This is a genomic window from Burkholderia sp. E168m15 (assembly GCF_016586105.1).
GTDB lineage: Bacteria > Pseudomonadota > Gammaproteobacteria > Burkholderiales > Burkholderiaceae > Burkholderia > Burkholderia orbicola.
This window is the reverse complement of the sequence record NZ_BCPO01000228.1, coordinates 21,405-36,333: the sequence shown is the minus strand read 5'-3', so window position 1 is coordinate 36,333 and position 14,929 is coordinate 21,405. Positions and strand designations below refer to the sequence as shown.

Annotated in this window: 13 protein-coding genes and 1 pseudogene; 7 read left to right on the top strand and 7 right to left on the bottom strand. The window is 66.7% G+C overall.

The features are described 5' to 3' along the window. Positions 1 to 201: 201 nt before the first annotated feature. The 6 genes and pseudogenes from JMF86_RS35250 to JMF86_RS34760 form a co-directional block, all read right to left on the bottom strand. Positions 202 to 324: pseudogene (locus JMF86_RS35250) on the bottom strand (GNAT family N-acetyltransferase); the annotation flags it as partial. A 13-nt stretch (positions 325 to 337) separates the two neighbouring features. Further along, positions 338 to 1,464 (bottom strand): IS3 family transposase gene (locus tag JMF86_RS34780; protein WP_201317491.1). Its coding sequence is split into 2 segments (ribosomal slippage): positions 338 to 1,224 and positions 1,224 to 1,464, totalling 1,128 coding nucleotides; the frame shifts between segments, so codons are not numbered across the junction. A 32-nt stretch (positions 1,465 to 1,496) separates the two neighbouring features. Beyond that, a complete protein-coding gene (locus tag JMF86_RS34775) occupies positions 1,497 to 1,889 on the bottom strand; it encodes a GNAT family N-acetyltransferase (RefSeq protein WP_268905949.1) in 393 nt (130 codons plus the stop codon). 131 nt (positions 1,890 to 2,020) lie between these two features. Further along, the gene (locus JMF86_RS34770) at positions 2,021 to 2,338 is read right to left on the bottom strand and encodes a nuclear transport factor 2 family protein (RefSeq protein WP_201317490.1); all 318 of its coding nucleotides are present in this window, start codon (positions 2,336 to 2,338) and stop codon (positions 2,021 to 2,023) included. A gap of 107 nt (positions 2,339 to 2,445) precedes the next feature. Then, positions 2,446 to 3,045 carry a hypothetical protein gene (locus JMF86_RS34765; protein WP_201317489.1) on the bottom strand — a complete coding sequence of 200 codons (600 nt, stop codon included), beginning with the start codon at positions 3,043 to 3,045 and terminating at the stop codon, positions 2,446 to 2,448. Positions 3,046 to 3,220: 175 nt separating this feature from the next. Further along, positions 3,221 to 4,225 (bottom strand): AraC family transcriptional regulator, encoded by a 1,005-nt coding sequence (locus JMF86_RS34760; protein WP_201317488.1) that lies wholly within the window; start codon positions 4,223 to 4,225, stop codon positions 3,221 to 3,223. A 143-nt stretch (positions 4,226 to 4,368) separates the two neighbouring features. Here JMF86_RS34760 and JMF86_RS34755 point away from each other — a divergent pair, with 143 nt between their 5' ends. Genes JMF86_RS34755 through JMF86_RS34745 form a run of 3 tightly spaced genes read left to right on the top strand, consistent with a single transcriptional unit; the run spans position 4,369 to position 8,026 of the window. Then, on the top strand, positions 4,369 to 6,036 hold the full coding sequence (locus JMF86_RS34755) for an acyl-CoA synthetase (protein ID WP_201317487.1): 1,668 nt from the start codon (positions 4,369 to 4,371) through the stop codon (positions 6,034 to 6,036). Positions 6,037 to 6,049: 13 nt separating this feature from the next. Further along, a complete protein-coding gene (locus JMF86_RS34750; protein ID WP_201317486.1) occupies positions 6,050 to 6,817 on the top strand; it encodes a 3-hydroxyacyl-CoA dehydrogenase in 768 nt (255 codons plus the stop codon). A gap of 18 nt (positions 6,818 to 6,835) precedes the next feature. Further along, on the top strand, positions 6,836 to 8,026 hold the full coding sequence (locus tag JMF86_RS34745; protein ID WP_201317485.1) for an acetyl-CoA C-acyltransferase: 1,191 nt from the start codon (positions 6,836 to 6,838) through the stop codon (positions 8,024 to 8,026). A 126-nt stretch (positions 8,027 to 8,152) separates the two neighbouring features. Here JMF86_RS34745 and JMF86_RS34740 read toward each other — a convergent pair whose 3' ends face one another. Continuing rightward, the gene (locus JMF86_RS34740; RefSeq protein WP_011545791.1) at positions 8,153 to 8,845 is read right to left on the bottom strand and encodes a TetR/AcrR family transcriptional regulator; all 693 of its coding nucleotides are present in this window, start codon (positions 8,843 to 8,845) and stop codon (positions 8,153 to 8,155) included. A gap of 319 nt (positions 8,846 to 9,164) precedes the next feature. On the opposite strand from JMF86_RS34740, the gene JMF86_RS34735 reads away from it, so the two are divergent. The 4 genes from JMF86_RS34735 to JMF86_RS34720 all read left to right on the top strand — a co-directional run bounded on the left by JMF86_RS34735 (position 9,165) and on the right by JMF86_RS34720 (position 14,876). Next, the gene (locus JMF86_RS34735; RefSeq protein ID WP_201317484.1) at positions 9,165 to 10,445 is read left to right on the top strand and encodes a Zn-dependent hydrolase; all 1,281 of its coding nucleotides are present in this window, start codon (positions 9,165 to 9,167) and stop codon (positions 10,443 to 10,445) included. A 127-nt stretch (positions 10,446 to 10,572) separates the two neighbouring features. Continuing rightward, positions 10,573 to 11,910 carry an NAD(P)-dependent oxidoreductase gene (locus JMF86_RS34730; RefSeq protein WP_201317483.1) on the top strand — a complete coding sequence of 446 codons (1,338 nt, stop codon included), beginning with the start codon at positions 10,573 to 10,575 and terminating at the stop codon, positions 11,908 to 11,910. Positions 11,911 to 11,953: 43 nt separating this feature from the next. After that, positions 11,954 to 13,267, top strand: coding sequence for an NAD-dependent dihydropyrimidine dehydrogenase subunit PreA (gene preA, locus JMF86_RS34725; protein ID WP_201317482.1), 1,314 nt, complete (start codon positions 11,954 to 11,956; stop codon positions 13,265 to 13,267). Between the two features lie 100 nt (positions 13,268 to 13,367). Beyond that, positions 13,368 to 14,876 (top strand): NCS1 family nucleobase:cation symporter-1, encoded by a 1,509-nt coding sequence (locus JMF86_RS34720; protein ID WP_201317481.1) that lies wholly within the window; start codon positions 13,368 to 13,370, stop codon positions 14,874 to 14,876. The last annotated feature ends 53 nt before the right edge of the window (positions 14,877 to 14,929 follow it).

Genomic DNA, 14,929 nt, shown 5'->3' with positions numbered 1-14,929 from the left:
CCCGACGTAGATCACGCCTCGTGCTGAATGGCTACACGGCAGCACATCTAAGCAGCGGGCCGCTGAAATCTCAGAAATCAGACCTGCTCCCGGACTGATCGAACCTCGGTATTTCCCTGCCGCAACCTCTCTTACCGCGGTCGGTAGCCCAATCTGATCAACCGTATGCAGTGAGTCATCTTGCTGCGATCTCCTCACCCATCAGACCATGATCCGCAAGATCGGAAAAGATCTGCCCGGGATGGCGCTCGATTCCTTTTCGCTGATCTTTTCGGCCCCCAGTGTCAGATAGAACGGCGCGGCATGGGGATCCGCTTCGATTGACCTGCCCCCGGTTTTAGTCCGAACTGCAGTTAGAGTCCGAGGTTAAAAACTGCTGCTTTGCATCGTGCGCCCGCGCGAACTGCACCGGCGTCAGATAGCCGAGTGAACTATGAGGCCGCTCGGTGTTGTACTCGATACGCCATTCCTCAATCAGCCGCTTGGCGTGGCGCATTGAGACGAACCAGTGCTCGTTCAGGCATTCATCGCGGAACCGCCCGTTGAAGCTCTCGATATAGGCATTCTCCACCGGCTTGCCAGGCCGAATGAACGACAGCGTGACACCGGCTTCGTAGGCCCATGCATCCAGCACCTTACCAGCGAACTCCGGCCCGTTGTCGACCGTGATGGATGCGGGTAAGCCTCGCATCTCCTTGAGCCGCTCGAGCACTTGCTGCACTCGTAGGCCCGGCAGCGAAGTATCGACCTCGATGGCCAAGCACTCGCGCGTGTAGTCGTCGACCACGTTCAGGCATCGAAACCGCCGACCATAGGCCAGCCCGTCAGAAACGAAGTCCATCGACCAGCTCTGATTCGGGCCTGTTGCTAACGGCAGCGGCGTGCGCTCGACAGCCGCAATACGCTTGCGTCGCCGCTTGCGCACGCTCAGCCCCGCCTTGCTGTACAGGCGCCAGATGCGCTTGTGGTTGGCGAAGCAGCCATCCCGCTGCAACAGCACGTGAATCCGGCGATAGCCGTAGCGGCGCCTCTGCGCGGCGATGGCCATCATCCGGCCAGTCAGCGCTTCGTCATCAACTCGGCGGCGTGATTCGTAGTGGAACAGCGAGCGCGAAATCCCTACCAGCCCGCAGGCCCGGGTAACACCCATGGCACGTTCGGTCATCAATATCCGGACCGCTTCGCGCTTGGCCTGCGGGCTTGCTACTTTCGAGCCAGCAGGTCCTTCAGCGCGGCGTTGTCGAGCATCGATTCGGCTAACAGTCGCTTGAGCTTGCTGTTCTCCTGCTCCAGTTCCTTCAGGCGCTGCGCTTCGGAGACCGTCATCCCGCCGAACTTCGCTTTCCAGTTGTAGTAGGTCGCTTCCGAGATGCCGTACTTGCGACACAGCTCCGCCGGCTTCAGGCCAGCCTCGGCTTCCTTCAAGATGCCGATGATCTGTTCTTCGGTGAATCGCTTTTTCATTGCCGTTCCTCTCTGGAACGGACTCTACACCGTCACCGTACTAAACGCGGGGAGCAGGTCACGATCACAAAGCTCTTGATTCCTCTCGCGGCGGCCTCGGTCCGAACCGATTTCCACAGCGCACGGGCGACGCCCTGACCCATGTGATCGGGATGAACGAACAGCCATCCGGGCGTTGGCCGATCCGAATTCAACGATGCTCGGATCCAGAATCCGATGATCGACTCGCCTGATTCCGCGACGTAACCGATCGCCCCTTCGATCGTCTCCGGCGAGATCGTGAGATCGTCTTGCCACACGTCCAGCCATTCCTTCGGATAGCCCCAGTGCGCCTTCGAAAGGCGTGCCAGTCGTGTGAGTTCGTCCGCGTCCGCGGCACGCGCAGCACGCACGATAAATAGCTTGTGCATTTCGGCTCTCGTCATGGCGGACACCCCCTTGGTCGGCGTTTTCATGAGTGCATCATCCGGATCGTACGGTCTCATCGCCCGATCGACAGCCGACCCGCTCACCACAGCGTTGCGCGATGCCATTCAAATGCACACGCCCGGCGCGGCTATATGACCTGCGACGCATGTCCGGCGACGACGCGCCAGTGGGCGCCCGATCGACGCCAGAGGCGTGTATAGGCAAACGTGCCGGTGAATGCCGCGCCGTCGAAACGGCCGGCAAGAGCCGCTCGCGTCGTGGTGAGGATCATCTCGTCGACCGCGGATGCGCGCATTTCGATGACGTCGAGTGTGTCGAGACGCAAAAGCTTCACGCGATGCGCGGCCAGGTCGTCCTCTTTCGAGATGACCTGGCCGGTCGGGACTGTGAACACCAGATCGTCGTCCAGCAGCGCGTCGAGCGCTTCGACGTCGTTGGCCAGCATCGCCGCGCGGAGCGTGGTTTCGCTGGGTTCGATAACGGTACGGATTGCATCCTGTCAGGCCTCGCATCATTTCGGAGGGAAAGCGGCACGGGGGCGACAAACTCGGCCTATCGCGCATTCGACAGCGACTGACGCCGGACCAGCATCACCATGCAGATGCCGATCGACGCGATCAGGTTGACGGCCGGATAGAACGCGACCGCGACACTCCACGTGCTCAGTGCCAGCAACGCCAGCGCGTACTTGAGCACGCACAGCGCGAAATAGACGAGGCTCTCGCTCCACGGATCGCGGATCGTCTTGCGCACGGTCGGGCCGAGGCCGGCCAGCTCGATCAGCGTGACCAGGCAGATCGACACCGTCGGATCGTCGGTCAGCATCCACAGCGGAATGGCTGACAGTGCTGCACACAGGAACAGCCAGTCGAGGCCCGTCCAGCCGTGCTCGCCGCGAAACAGGCTGGTGATCAGCGTCAGAAAGCACGTGACGGCAATCGCCGCCGTGCACCATGCGGACGGGCCCGCGCCCGCGACGAACTGGCCGGCGGCCGCGATCGCCGTGACGACCGACCACACGAGCCACGTGAACAGATGCGGGCGAACGGTGCGCCGATAGATCGCGAGCCCGTAAGGAATCGCCGCCAGCAGCGACACGGCCGTTCCGATCACGCCGAAGATCGAAGCGGCGCTTTCATCGACATTCACCATCGACGCAACCTTGTTCGGATTGCCGATCAGTATGTGGTCAGACGGATCGGGACGCAACGTCCTGCGTTTTCCGCGGTGCGGTGAGCGCTACGCAGATTCGCACCGGAATGCGGAAGAAACAGGACTGGCGCGTATCGACCGCACATGACGAGACGCTCCGCATCCACCTAGCCAGTCAAGACTCCGCCTTCGCCGCATGCACGTCGCGCCGAAACGCACCGGGGCTCGTGCCTGTCCATTTCCGGAACGCGCGATGAAACGCGCTCGGCTCGGTGAAGCCAAGCTCGACCGCGATCTCCGCGACGCTGAGCGCGTGCCCGCGCAGCAGCGACTGGGCCAGCGCGCCGCGTAATTCGTCCTTGATCGCCGCGAAACTTTGCCCTTCGCTGCGCAAACGCCGCCGCAGCGTCGCGGGCGTCGTGTCGAGGCGCACGGCCAGCGTGTCGAAGTCGGGCCATTCGGCGGCCGGCAGCGCTTTCAGGTGCGCGCGCGTCTTCGCGACCCAGCCTGTGTCGTGTCGGTAGCGCACGAGGAGATTGCCGGGTGCGCCGCGCAGGAAGGTCCGCAGTGTCTGCTCCGAGCGGATCGTCGGCAGCGCGAGGTACGCGGCGTTGAACGCGAGCCGGCTGTCGGGCCGGTCGAAATGCACCGGGACGCCGAAGAACTGGTGATAGTCGCTGCGCTGGCCGAGGCTCGGGCACGCGAAATCGATGCGCTGCAGCGGGATGCGCCGGCCGATCAGCCAGCACGCGACGCCCAGCAGGATCAGCCAGAACGTCCGGTACGCGAACGCCGGGTACGGCGCGCCCGATTGCGCCAGCACGATCTGCGCCTGCCCGTCGGCCACCACGAGTTCGCCGTGCGGCTCGTCGAGCACCACACGCAGAAACTTCAGCGCGCGTCGCAGCGCCTTGTCGAGCGTGCCGGCATGCAGCACCGCGTGGCACAGCAGCGTGAAGCTGCCACGCCGCATCGGGCGCGCGGCAAGCCCGAAGAATTCGTCGTCGAGCGTACCGGCGATCGCGAGCCACAGCCGGCCGTACTGCTGCGGCGTGACGGGCTCGTGCACGGTGGCCGGCAGCCCGGCGGCACGCAGCACGGGCGCGGTCGGCAAGTCGCGCCGGCGCAGGCACGCGAGCGCATCGTCGACGAAATCCGGCGAAATCATCTGCGGCCCCATTTCCTGCGTCCTCTCGACATGGCAAAAGCGATCATGATTCTAGATTCCGTTTGTCATTGATTGCAATGTAGGGGCTGTCTACTATCGATGTATCCCCGTCGCGCCCCTGGCGCGTCGGCGGCCATAACGCACAGGAGACACGCATGCCTGAAGGAGCTACCGCCCGGGCGGTGCCGGCTTACGCCGACGCCGTGGCCCGTTTCAGTATCGAGACCGCTGCCGCGCAACTGAGCGGCGATCTGGAGCGCGGCCTGAACGCGTGTGTCGAATGTTGCGACCGGCACGCGAAGGCGGATGCGATCGCACTCGACTGGATCGACGCCGGCGGGCAGCACCACCGCTTTACGTTCGCGCAAATGCAGGCGTTGTCGGCCCGGGTCGCGAACCTGCTCGTCGCGCAGGGCGTGAAGCCGGGCGACGTGGTGGCCGGCCTGCTGCCGCGCACGCCGGAGCTCGTCGCGACGATCCTCGGCACGTGGCGCGCGGGCGCCGTGTACCAGCCGCTGTTTACCGCGTTCGGCCCGAAGGCGATCGAGCACCGGCTGCGCATGAGCGATGCGCGGCTCGTCGTGACCAACGTCGCGAATCGCGCGAAGCTCGACGAAATCGCCGATTGCCCGCTGGTCGCGACGGTACGCGAAGCAGGCGAGGCGCTGCCGGTGCGCGACATCGATTTCCGCGCGGCGCTCGACGCGCAGTCCGATACGTTCGAACCCGTGCTGCGCAAGGGATCCGACCTGTTCATGATGATGTCGACGTCGGGCACGACGGGCCTGCCGAAGGGCGTGCCGGTGCCGCTGTACGCGCTGCTCGCGTTCGGCGCGTACATGCGCGAAGCGGTCGACCTGCGTGCCGGCGACCGGTTCTGGAACATCGCCGATCCGGGCTGGGCGTACGGCCTCTATTACGCGATCACGGGCCCGCTGCTGCTCGGTCATGCGACGACGCTGTACGAGGGCAGCTTCACGGTCGACAGCACGTACGATGTGATCGACCGGCTCGGCATCACGAGCCTCGCGGGTTCGCCGACCGCATTCCGGATGCTGATGGCGGCCGGGACGGAAGCGGCCGCGCGCGTGAAGGGCCGGCTGCGCGTGGTGAGCAGCGCGGGCGAACCGTTGAACCCGGAGGTCGTGCGCTGGTTCCACGCGGCGCTCGGGGCGCCGATCCACGATCACTACGGCCAGACCGAGCTGGGCATGGTCGTGAACAACCATCACGGCCTCACGCACGTGGTGCACGTCGGTTCGGCCGGCTTCGCGATGCCGGGCTACCGTGTCGCGGTGCTCGACGAAGCGGGCCGCGAACTCGGCCCCGGCGAGCCCGGCAACCTCGCGATCGACATCGCGCGCTCGCCGCTGCTGTGGTTCCGCGGCTACTGGCAGCAGGACACGCCGGCGATCGCGGGCGGCTATTACCGGACCGGCGACAACGTGGAGCTGGAGCCGGACGGCGCCGTGAGCTTCATCGGCCGCGCGGACGACGTGATCACGTCGTCCGGCTACCGGATCGGCCCGTTCGACGTGGAGAGCGCGCTGATCGAGCATCCGGCCGTCAGCGAGGCCGCCGTGATCGGCGTGCCCGACCCGGAGCGCACGGAGATCGTGAAGGCGTTCGTCGTCCTGTCGAAGGGCTTCGACGGCACGCCGGAACTGGCCGAGGAATTGAGTCTGCACGTGAAGCGGCGGCTGTCCGCTCACGCTTATCCGCGCGCGATCGACTTCGTCGACGCGCTGCCGAAAACCCCGAGCGGCAAGATCCAGCGCTTCGTGTTGCGCAAGATGGAAGCCGAGAAGGTCGCTCAACCCTGAATACGGACTGCCAATGAATATCAAGGATCGCGTTTTTCTGATTACGGGCGCCGGTTCCGGCCTCGGCGCCGCGGTGGCGCGCATGGTCGTCGCGCAAGGCGGCAAGGCCATGCTGCTGGACGTCAATGACGAGGCGGGCGCGGGTCTCGCGAACGAACTCGGCGCGGCCGCACGGTTCGTGAAGACCGACGTGACGAGCGAAGCCGACGGTCAGGCGGCCGTCGCGGCCGCGCGCGACGCGTTCGGCCGCGTCGATGCGCTCGTCAACTGCGCGGGCGTCGCGCCGGGCGAGAAGGTCGTCGGCCGCGATGGCCCACACTCGCTCGACCGCTTCGCGCGGGCGGTGTCGATCAACCTCGTCGGCACGTTCAACATGATTCGGCTGGCTGCCGAAGCGATGTCGAAGCAGGACGCCGATGCGGAAGGCGAGCGCGGCGTGATCATCAACACCGCGTCGGTCGCGGCGTTTGATGGACAGATCGGACAGGCCGCGTATGCGGCGTCGAAGAGCGGCGTGGTGGGCATGACGCTGCCGATCGCGCGCGAACTCGCGCGCTTCGGCATTCGCGTCGTGACGGTCGCGCCCGGCATCTTCGCGACGCCGATGATGGCCGGCATGCCGCAGGACGTGCAGGACGCGCTCGGCAAGAGCGTGCCGTTTCCGCCGCGGCTCGGCCGCCCGGAAGAATTTGCGGCGCTGGTGCGCCACATCGCCGAGAACACGATGCTGAACGGCGAAGTCATCCGTCTCGATGGCGCGTTGCGCATGGCACCGCGCTGACACTGGAGGAAGCGAATCATGACGACTCAGGATCCGATCGTAATCGTGGGTGCGGCGCGCACGCCGATGGGTGGTTTTCAGGGCGACCTGGCGGCGGCGAGCGCGAGCGACCTTGGCGCGGTGGCGATTCGTGCCGCGCTCGAGCGCGCGAACGTGCCGGCCGAACGCATCGAGGAAATCGTGTTCGGCTGCGTGCTGCCGGCCGGCCAGGGCCAGGCGCCCGCGCGACAGGCCGGGCTGAAGGCCGGGCTGCCGCTCGCGGCGGGCGCGACCACGGTCAACAAGATGTGCGGTTCGGGGATGAAGGCGGCGATGTTCGCGCACGACCTGCTGCTGGCCGGTTCGGCGGCGGTGGCCGTGGCGGGCGGGATGGAGAGCATGACGAATGCGCCGTATCTGCTGCCGAAGGCGCGCGCGGGCATGCGCATGGGTCACGGACAGGTGCTCGATCACATGTTCCTCGACGGGCTCGAGGACGCGTATGAAAAGGGCCGCCTGATGGGCACCTTCGCCGAGGATTGCGCGCAGGCGTACCAGTTCACCCGCGAAGCGCAGGATGCGTTCGCGATTGCGTCGCTGACGCGGGCGCAGCGTGCGATCGCGGAAGGGCGTTTCGTGTCGGAAATCGCGCCGGTGACCGTGAAGGCCGGCAAGACGGAAAGCATCGTGTCGATCGACGAGCAGCCCGGCAAGGCGAAACTCGACAAGATCCCGACGCTGAAGCCGGCGTTTCGCGACGGCGGCACGGTGACGGCCGCGAACGCTTCGTCGATCTCGGACGGTGCGGCCGCGCTGGTGATGATGCGCCGCTCGGAAGCCGAGCGCCTCGGCCTCACGCCGAAGGCCGTGATCGTCGGGCATTCGACTCATGCGGACAAGCCCGGCCTGTTCGCGACCGCACCGATCGGCGCGTTGCGCAAGCTGTCGGAGAAAACCGGCTGGAACCTGCGCGACGTCGACCTGTTCGAGATCAACGAAGCGTTCGCGGTGGTGCCAATGGCCGCGATGCGCGACCTCGACCTGCCGCACGAGAAGGTGAACGTGCACGGCGGCGCGTGCGCGCTCGGGCATCCGATCGGCGCATCGGGTGCGCGCGTGATGGTGACGCTGCTGGCCGCGCTCGAAACGTATGGCCTGACGCGCGGCGTCGCATCGCTGTGCATCGGCGGCGGTGAAGCGACGGCGATTGCGATCGAGCGCATCGCGTAAGAAGTCGCGCATCGCATCGCATTGTTCGCACGCGCGAACGCGGCATCACGGGCGGCGCGTATTGCACGGGACATCCCCGTGTGATGCGCGCCGCCCGTTTTTATTCGATGGAAGCGTCGTATCGCGCTAAGGCTTCGCGTTCGGCGACACCGCGCCGCACGCGCGAATCACGAGCTGCACGACCTGCTCGGTTTTCTCGTCGAACGCCTTCTTCGTGAACGCGCGCTTGCCGCTCAGCGCGCGAATCTGCGCATCGAAATCCGCATAGTGCTGCGTGGTCGCCCAGATCAGGTACATCAGCGCGTGCGGGTCGATCGGCGCGAGCAGCCCGCGCGCGATCCAGCCTTCGATCACCCTGACGCGCGCGTCGAACCACGGCTTCACGCGTTGCGACAGGATGTCCTGCATGTGCTCCGCGCCGTGGATGATCTCGTTGGCCCACACCTTCGAGCCGAGCGGGCGCCGCTGCGACAGCGTCATCTTCGCGCGCACGTAGCCGCCGATCGCTTCGACCGGATCGTCGTCGGCCTCGAACGAGCCGGCCGCGCGATGCCAGTCCTCGAACAGGTCGTCGAGCACGCGGCGGTACAGCGCGAGCTTGGTCGGGAAGTAGTAGTGCACGTTCGCCTTCGGCAGGCCGGCGCGCTCTGCGATCATCGCGGTGCTGGCGCCGGCGAGCCCGCGTTCCGCGAATACGGCTTCCGCGCACGCGAGCAGATGCGCTTCGTTGGACTCGCGAATATGCGCCTTGCGTCGCCGCAAAGGCGCCGGCGTTTCGTCACGGTCGGTGGCTGCGATTGCCGCCTCGTCATGTCTCATCGTTACCCTCGCGCGGCGGCCATGCCGCGTTGGGCTTCATTCTAGCCGCTGATTCGCGTCGCGCGCACGGATGTGGCGACGCTGCAGTCACGACGATGCTGCGTTGCGATGGCACGTTTCTCGCTCTGTCGCGTCACGCAAGAAAGACGTTGCGCTGGTCATTTTGATCGTCTAAAACCTGTCCAATCGGACAGGATTTAACGCGTTGCCTGCATCGACGGACATGCACCGCATCCGTGCGGCGTGCCCCGAAACAGGCCTCGCACGCACCGGCACAGACCGGGCTGGCGACATCACCGACCCCCCAGGAGCGATACGAATGAGCGCGGTATCGGAAACAGTGAAGCGGGCAGCTTTCGACACGTCGATCAGGGTCGACGGCAAGCGGTTGTGGGACAGCCTGATGGAAGTCGCGAAGATCGGCGCGACGCCGAAGGGCGGCGTGTGCCGCCTCGCGCTCACCGATCTCGACAAGGCCGGCCGCGACCTGATCGTCGGCTGGGCGAAGGCCGCCGGCTGCACGGTGACGGTCGATACGATGGGCAACGTGTTCATGCGTCGCGCGGGCCGCGTGGCCGACGCGGCGCCGGTCGTCACGGGTTCGCACGCGGATTCGCAGCCGACCGGCGGGCGCTTCGACGGTATCTACGGCGTGCTCGGCGGCCTCGAGGTGATTCGCAGTCTGAACGATCACGGCATCGAGACCGAGCATCCGGTCGAGGTCGTGATCTGGACCAACGAGGAGGGCTCGCGCTTCGCGCCCGCGATGGTCGCGTCGGGCGTGTTCGCGGGTGTGTTTCCGCTCGAATACGGGCTGTCGTGCAAGGACGTGGACGGCAAGACGATCGGCGAGGAGCTCGCACGCATCGGCTATGCGGGCAACGTGCCGTGCGGCGGGCGCAAGCTGCACGCGGCGTTCGAGCTGCATATCGAGCAAGGGCCGATTCTCGAAGCGGAATGCAAGACGATCGGCGTCGTGACCGACGCGCAGGGGCAGCGCTGGTACGAGATCACGTTTACCGGCCAGGAGGCGCACGCGGGGCCGACGCCGATGCCGCGCCGCCGTGACGCGCTGCTCGGCGCGTCGCGCGTGGTCGACCTCGTCAACCGGATCGGCCTCGATCATGCCCCGTTCGGCTGCGCGACGGTCGGCATGATGCAGGTCCACCCGAACTCGCGCAACGTGATTCCCGGCCGCGTGTTCTTCACCGTCGATTTCCGTCATCCGGACGACGCCGTGCTCGCGAAGATGGATGCGGCGCTGCGCGACGGCGTCGCGCGCATCGCGGTCGACATCGGGCTCGAAACCGAACTCGAGCAGATTTTCTACTACAAGCCGGTCGCGTTCGATCCTGAGTGCGTGGCGGCCGTGCGCGGCGCGGCCGACCGCTTCGGCTACTCGCATCGCGACATCGTGTCGGGTGCGGGCCACGACGCGTGCTATCTGGCGCAGGTCGCGCCGACGTCGATGGTGTTCGTGCCCTGCATCGACGGCATCAGCCACAACGAGATCGAGGACGCGACGCCCGCATGGATCGAGGCCGGCGCGAACGTGCTGCTGCACGCGATGCTGTCGCGCGCATGCGAGCCGGCCTCGTGATGGATCGACCGTAGCGGCCGTGAGGCTGCATCACGTCAGATATTTGCATTCCTAAGCATGACCGCCCCGACTGTGCATCCGCAGCCGGCGGGGACGGCTTTGTCTCCACCCAGTCGAAGGAACGCGTATGACCACCCAGCCAACCGGCGATATCGCCGCGCATCGCCTGTCGTCCACGCAACTCTCGTGCGAATTCGCCGATATCGCGCCGCTGCTCGATCCGACTGCCGCGGCGGCCGCCGCAAGCCGCTGTCACTACTGCTACGACGCGCCGTGCGTGCATGCGTGCCCGACGCAGATCGACATCCCGAGCTTCATCCGCAAGATCGGCAACGGCAACCTGAAAGGCGCGGCGACCGACATCCTGTCCGCGAATCCGCTCGGCGGGATGTGCGCTCGCGTGTGCCCGACGGAGATCCTGTGCGAAGGCGCATGCGTGCGCAACCATCAGGACGCGCAGCCCGTCGCGATCGGCGCGCTGCAACGGCATGCGACCGACTGGGCGGTGAAGACCGGCGCGGTGCAGTTCCGGCGCGCGCCCGAGACGGGTCGCCATGTGGCGGTGGTCGGCGCGGGGCCGGCCGGGCTCGCGTGCGCGCACCGGCTCGCGCTCGCCGGGCATCGTGTCACGCTGTTCGACGCGCGCCCGAAGGCCGGCGGCCTCAACGAATACGGGATCGCCGCGTACAAGACCGTCGACGATTTCGCGCAACGCGAGGTCGAGTGGCTGCTGTCGGTGGGCGGCATCACGCTGGAAACGGGAGTGGCGCTTGGCCGCGACGTGACGCTCGACGCCTTGCGCGAGCAGCACGACGCGGTATTCCTTGCGATGGGCCTCGGCGGCGTGCGTGCGCTTGCGATCGACGGCGAGCAACTGGGCGGCGTGATGAACGCGGTCGATTTCATCGAGCAGGTGCGGCAGGCGGACGGACTGGAGAACGTGCCGGTCGGGCGGCGCGTGGTCGTGATCGGCGGCGGCAATACGGCGATCGATGCGGCGGTGCAGAGCCGCAAGCTCGGTGCGGAGCGCGTGACGATGGTGTATCGGCGCGGCGTGGACGCGATGAGCGCGACGTGGGCCGAACGCGAGTTCGCGCAGAAGAGCGGCGTCACGCTCGTCACGCACGCGAAGCCGATGCGCATCGCGGGCACGGACGGGCAGGTGACGGGCGTCGAATTCGAAGGCGCATCGGGCGAGCGCTTCACCGTCGGCGCGGACATGGTGCTGAAGGCGATCGGCCAGACGCTGGCGCCGGACGGTGTCGAAGCCGCGCTGCTGACTGCGGACGGCACGCGTATCGCGGTGGATGCGGACGGACGCACGGCGCTGCCGGACGTATGGGCCGGCGGCGACTGCGCGGCGACGGACGGCGTCGACCTCACGGTGCAGGCCGTGCAGGACGGCAAGCGCACGGCCGCGTCGATCGACGCCACGCTTGCCGCGCGCGACGCGAAGGCGGCCTGACCGCACGCACACCGAACACGCCCCCATTCTCACGGAGCCGAACATGGCCGACCTTCGCTGCACCATCGCAGGCATCACTTCGCCGAATCCCTTCTGGCTGGCGTCCGCGCCGCCCACCGACAAGGCCTACAACGTCAATCGCGCCTTCGAGGCGGGCTGGGGCGGCGTCGTCTGGAAGACGCTCGGGCTCGATCCACACGTCGTCAACGTCAGTTCGCGTTACGGCGCGGTGCAGTGGAACGGCCAGCGCATCGCGGGGCTGAACAACATCGAGCTGATCACCGACCGTCCGCTCGACGTGAACCTGAGAGAGATCGCGCAGGTGAAGCGCGACTGGCCGGACCGCGCGCTGATCGTGTCGCTGATGGTGCCGTGCAACGAGCGCGACTGGAAATGGATCCTGCCGCTCGTCGAGGACACCGGGGCCGACGCGGTCGAACTCAACTTCGGCTGCCCGCACGGGATGAGCGAGCGCGGCATGGGCGCGGCGGTCGGGCAGGTGCCCGAATACGTCGAGATGGTTACGCGCTGGGTGAAGGAAGGCACGAAGCTGCCGTGCCTCGTGAAGCTCACGCCGAACATCAGCGATATCCGGATGGGCTCCCGCGCCGCGTACAAGGGCGGCGCGGACGGCGTGTCGCTGATCAACACGATCAACTCGATCGTCGCGGTCGATCTCGACCAGATGGCGCCGATGCCGACCGTCGACGGCAAGGGCACGCACGGCGGCTATTGCGGGCCGGCGGTCAAGCCGATCGCGCTGAACATGGTCGCGGAGATCGCCCGCGACCCGGAAACGCCGAACCTGCCGATCTCGGGCATCGGCGGCATCTCGTCGTGGCGCGATGCGGCCGAGTTCATGGTGCTCGGCGCCGGCAGCGTGCAGGTGTGCACCGCCGCGATGCATTACGGATTCCGGATCGTGTCGGATCTCGCCGACGGCCTGTCGAACTGGATGGACGAGAAGGGCTACGCAACGCTCGACGACATTCGCGGCCGCGCGGTGCCGAACGTGACCGACTGGAAATACCTGAACCTGAAGTACGACATCAAGGCGCGCATCGACCAGGATCGCTGCATCCAGTGCGGGCTGTGCCATATCGCGTGCGAGGACACGTCGCATCAGGCGATCACGGCGACGAAGGACGGCGTGCGGCACTTCGAAGTGATCGATTCGGAATGCGTCGGGTGCAATCTTTGCATGCATGTGTGTCCGGTCGAGCAATGCATCACGATGGAGCGTGTCGATTCGGGCGACTACGCGAACTGGACCACGCATCCGAACAATCCGGCGAGCGCGGAGGCTGGTGCGAGTGGCCCGGCGGCGGCGCCCGAGAAGCACGCGAAGGCGGCCTGACCGAGGTCCGGCGGCGCGGCATGGACTGCGCCGCCGCTTTTCGTTTCCCCGGGCCGGCGTCGCACGATGCCGGCGCTGACGTTTTCGTGGAGTGTGTTCGATGAATCACGCAGCGAATCCCGCCGATCCCGACAGCGCCGCGGCGCACGGCGGCAGCCTGTACAACGACGACCTCGCGCCGACGACGCCGGCGCAGCGCACGTGGAAGTGGTACCACTTCGCGGCGCTGTGGGTCGGGATGGTGATGAACATCGCGTCGTACATGCTCGCGGCCGGCTTGATCCAGGAAGGCATGTCGCCGTGGCAGGCGGTGATGACGGTGCTGCTCGGCAACCTGATCGTGCTCGTGCCGATGCTGTTGATCGGCCATGCAGGCGCGAAGCACGGGATTCCGTATGCGGTGCTCGTGCGCGCGTCGTTCGGTACGCAGGGCGCGAAGCTGCCCGCGCTGCTGCGCGCGATCGTCGCCTGCGGCTGGTACGGCATCCAGACCTGGCTCGGCGGCAGCGCGATCTACACGCTGCTGAACATCCTGACCGGCAACGCGCTGCACGGCGCGGCGCTGCCTGTCGTTGGCATCTCGTTCGGGCAACTCGCGTGCTTCCTCGTGTTCTGGGCGCTGCAGCTGTATTTCATCTGGCACGGCACCGATTCGATCCGCTGGCTCGAAAGCTGGTCTGCGCCGATCAAGGTCGTGATGTGCGTGGCGCTCGTGTGGTGGGCGACGTCGCAGGCGGGCGGTGTCGGCTCGATGCTGTCGGCGCCGTCGCAGTTCGCGGCGGGCGGCAAGAAGGCCGGACTCTTCTGGGCGACCTTCTGGCCGGGCCTGACCGCGATGGTCGGCTTCTGGGCGACGCTCGCGCTGAACATTCCCGATTTCACGCGCTTCGCGCATTCGCAGCGCGACCAGATGATCGGGCAGTCGATCGGGCTGCCGCTGCCGATGGCGCTGCTGTCGGTGGTGTCGGTCGTCGTGACGTCGGCGACCGTCGTGATCTACGGCAACGCGATCTGGGATCCGATCGACCTGACGAGCCGGATGACCGGCATCGGCGTGGGCATCGCGCTCGTGATCCTCACGCTCGACACGATGTGCTGCAACCTCGCGGCGAACCTGGTCGGTCCCGCATACGATTTTTCGAGCCTGTGGCCGAAGGCGATCTCGTACCGCGCGGGCGGGATGATCACCGCGACGATCGCGATCGTGATGATGCCGTGGAAGATCCTCGCGACGACGGACGGCTACATCTTCACCTGGCTCGTCGGTTATTCGGCGCTGCTCGGGCCGGTCGCGGGCATCCTGATGGTCGACTATTTCCTGATTCGCGGCACGCAGCTCGACACACGCGCACTGTTCGACGAGCGCGGCGACTTCAGCTATGCGCGCGGCTGGAACCCGGCCGCGCTGGTCGCGCTCGCGGTCGGCGTGCTGCCGAACCTGCCGGGCTTCCTGCATACGGCGTTTCCGGCGTCGTTCCCGAACGTGCCGGCGTTCTTCAACACGCTTTACACGTACGCGTGGTTCGTCGGCCTCGTGCTGGCGTCGGGCGTGTACGGCACCTGGATGAAGTGGCGCGCCGGACAGCGCGCGCAGATCGCGAGCGCATGACGCACGCGCGGGCCGGATGCGGCTCGCGCGCGGCATGCGGCACCGACAGTCAA

Coding starts and splice junctions, on each gene's coding strand:
- JMF86_RS34740 (WP_011545791.1), bottom strand. CDS start 8,845: ATGAGACATGACGAGGCGGCAATCGCAGCCACCGACCGTGACGAAACG.
- JMF86_RS34775 (WP_268905949.1), bottom strand. CDS start 1,889: ATGACGAGAGCCGAAATGCACAAGCTATTTATCGTGCGTGCTGCGCGT.
- JMF86_RS34730 (WP_201317483.1), top strand. CDS start 10,573: ATGACCACCCAGCCAACCGGCGATATCGCCGCGCATCGCCTGTCGTCC.
- preA (WP_201317482.1), top strand. CDS start 11,954: ATGGCCGACCTTCGCTGCACCATCGCAGGCATCACTTCGCCGAATCCC.
- JMF86_RS34770 (WP_201317490.1), bottom strand. CDS start 2,338: ATGCTGGCCAACGACGTCGAAGCGCTCGACGCGCTGCTGGACGACGAT.
- JMF86_RS34720 (WP_201317481.1), top strand. CDS start 13,368: ATGAATCACGCAGCGAATCCCGCCGATCCCGACAGCGCCGCGGCGCAC.
- JMF86_RS34765 (WP_201317489.1), bottom strand. CDS start 3,045: ATGGTGAATGTCGATGAAAGCGCCGCTTCGATCTTCGGCGTGATCGGA.
- JMF86_RS34750 (WP_201317486.1), top strand. CDS start 6,050: ATGAATATCAAGGATCGCGTTTTTCTGATTACGGGCGCCGGTTCCGGC.
- JMF86_RS34760 (WP_201317488.1), bottom strand. CDS start 4,225: ATGGGGCCGCAGATGATTTCGCCGGATTTCGTCGACGATGCGCTCGCG.
- JMF86_RS34755 (WP_201317487.1), top strand. CDS start 4,369: ATGCCTGAAGGAGCTACCGCCCGGGCGGTGCCGGCTTACGCCGACGCC.
- JMF86_RS34735 (WP_201317484.1), top strand. CDS start 9,165: ATGAGCGCGGTATCGGAAACAGTGAAGCGGGCAGCTTTCGACACGTCG.
- JMF86_RS34745 (WP_201317485.1), top strand. CDS start 6,836: ATGACGACTCAGGATCCGATCGTAATCGTGGGTGCGGCGCGCACGCCG.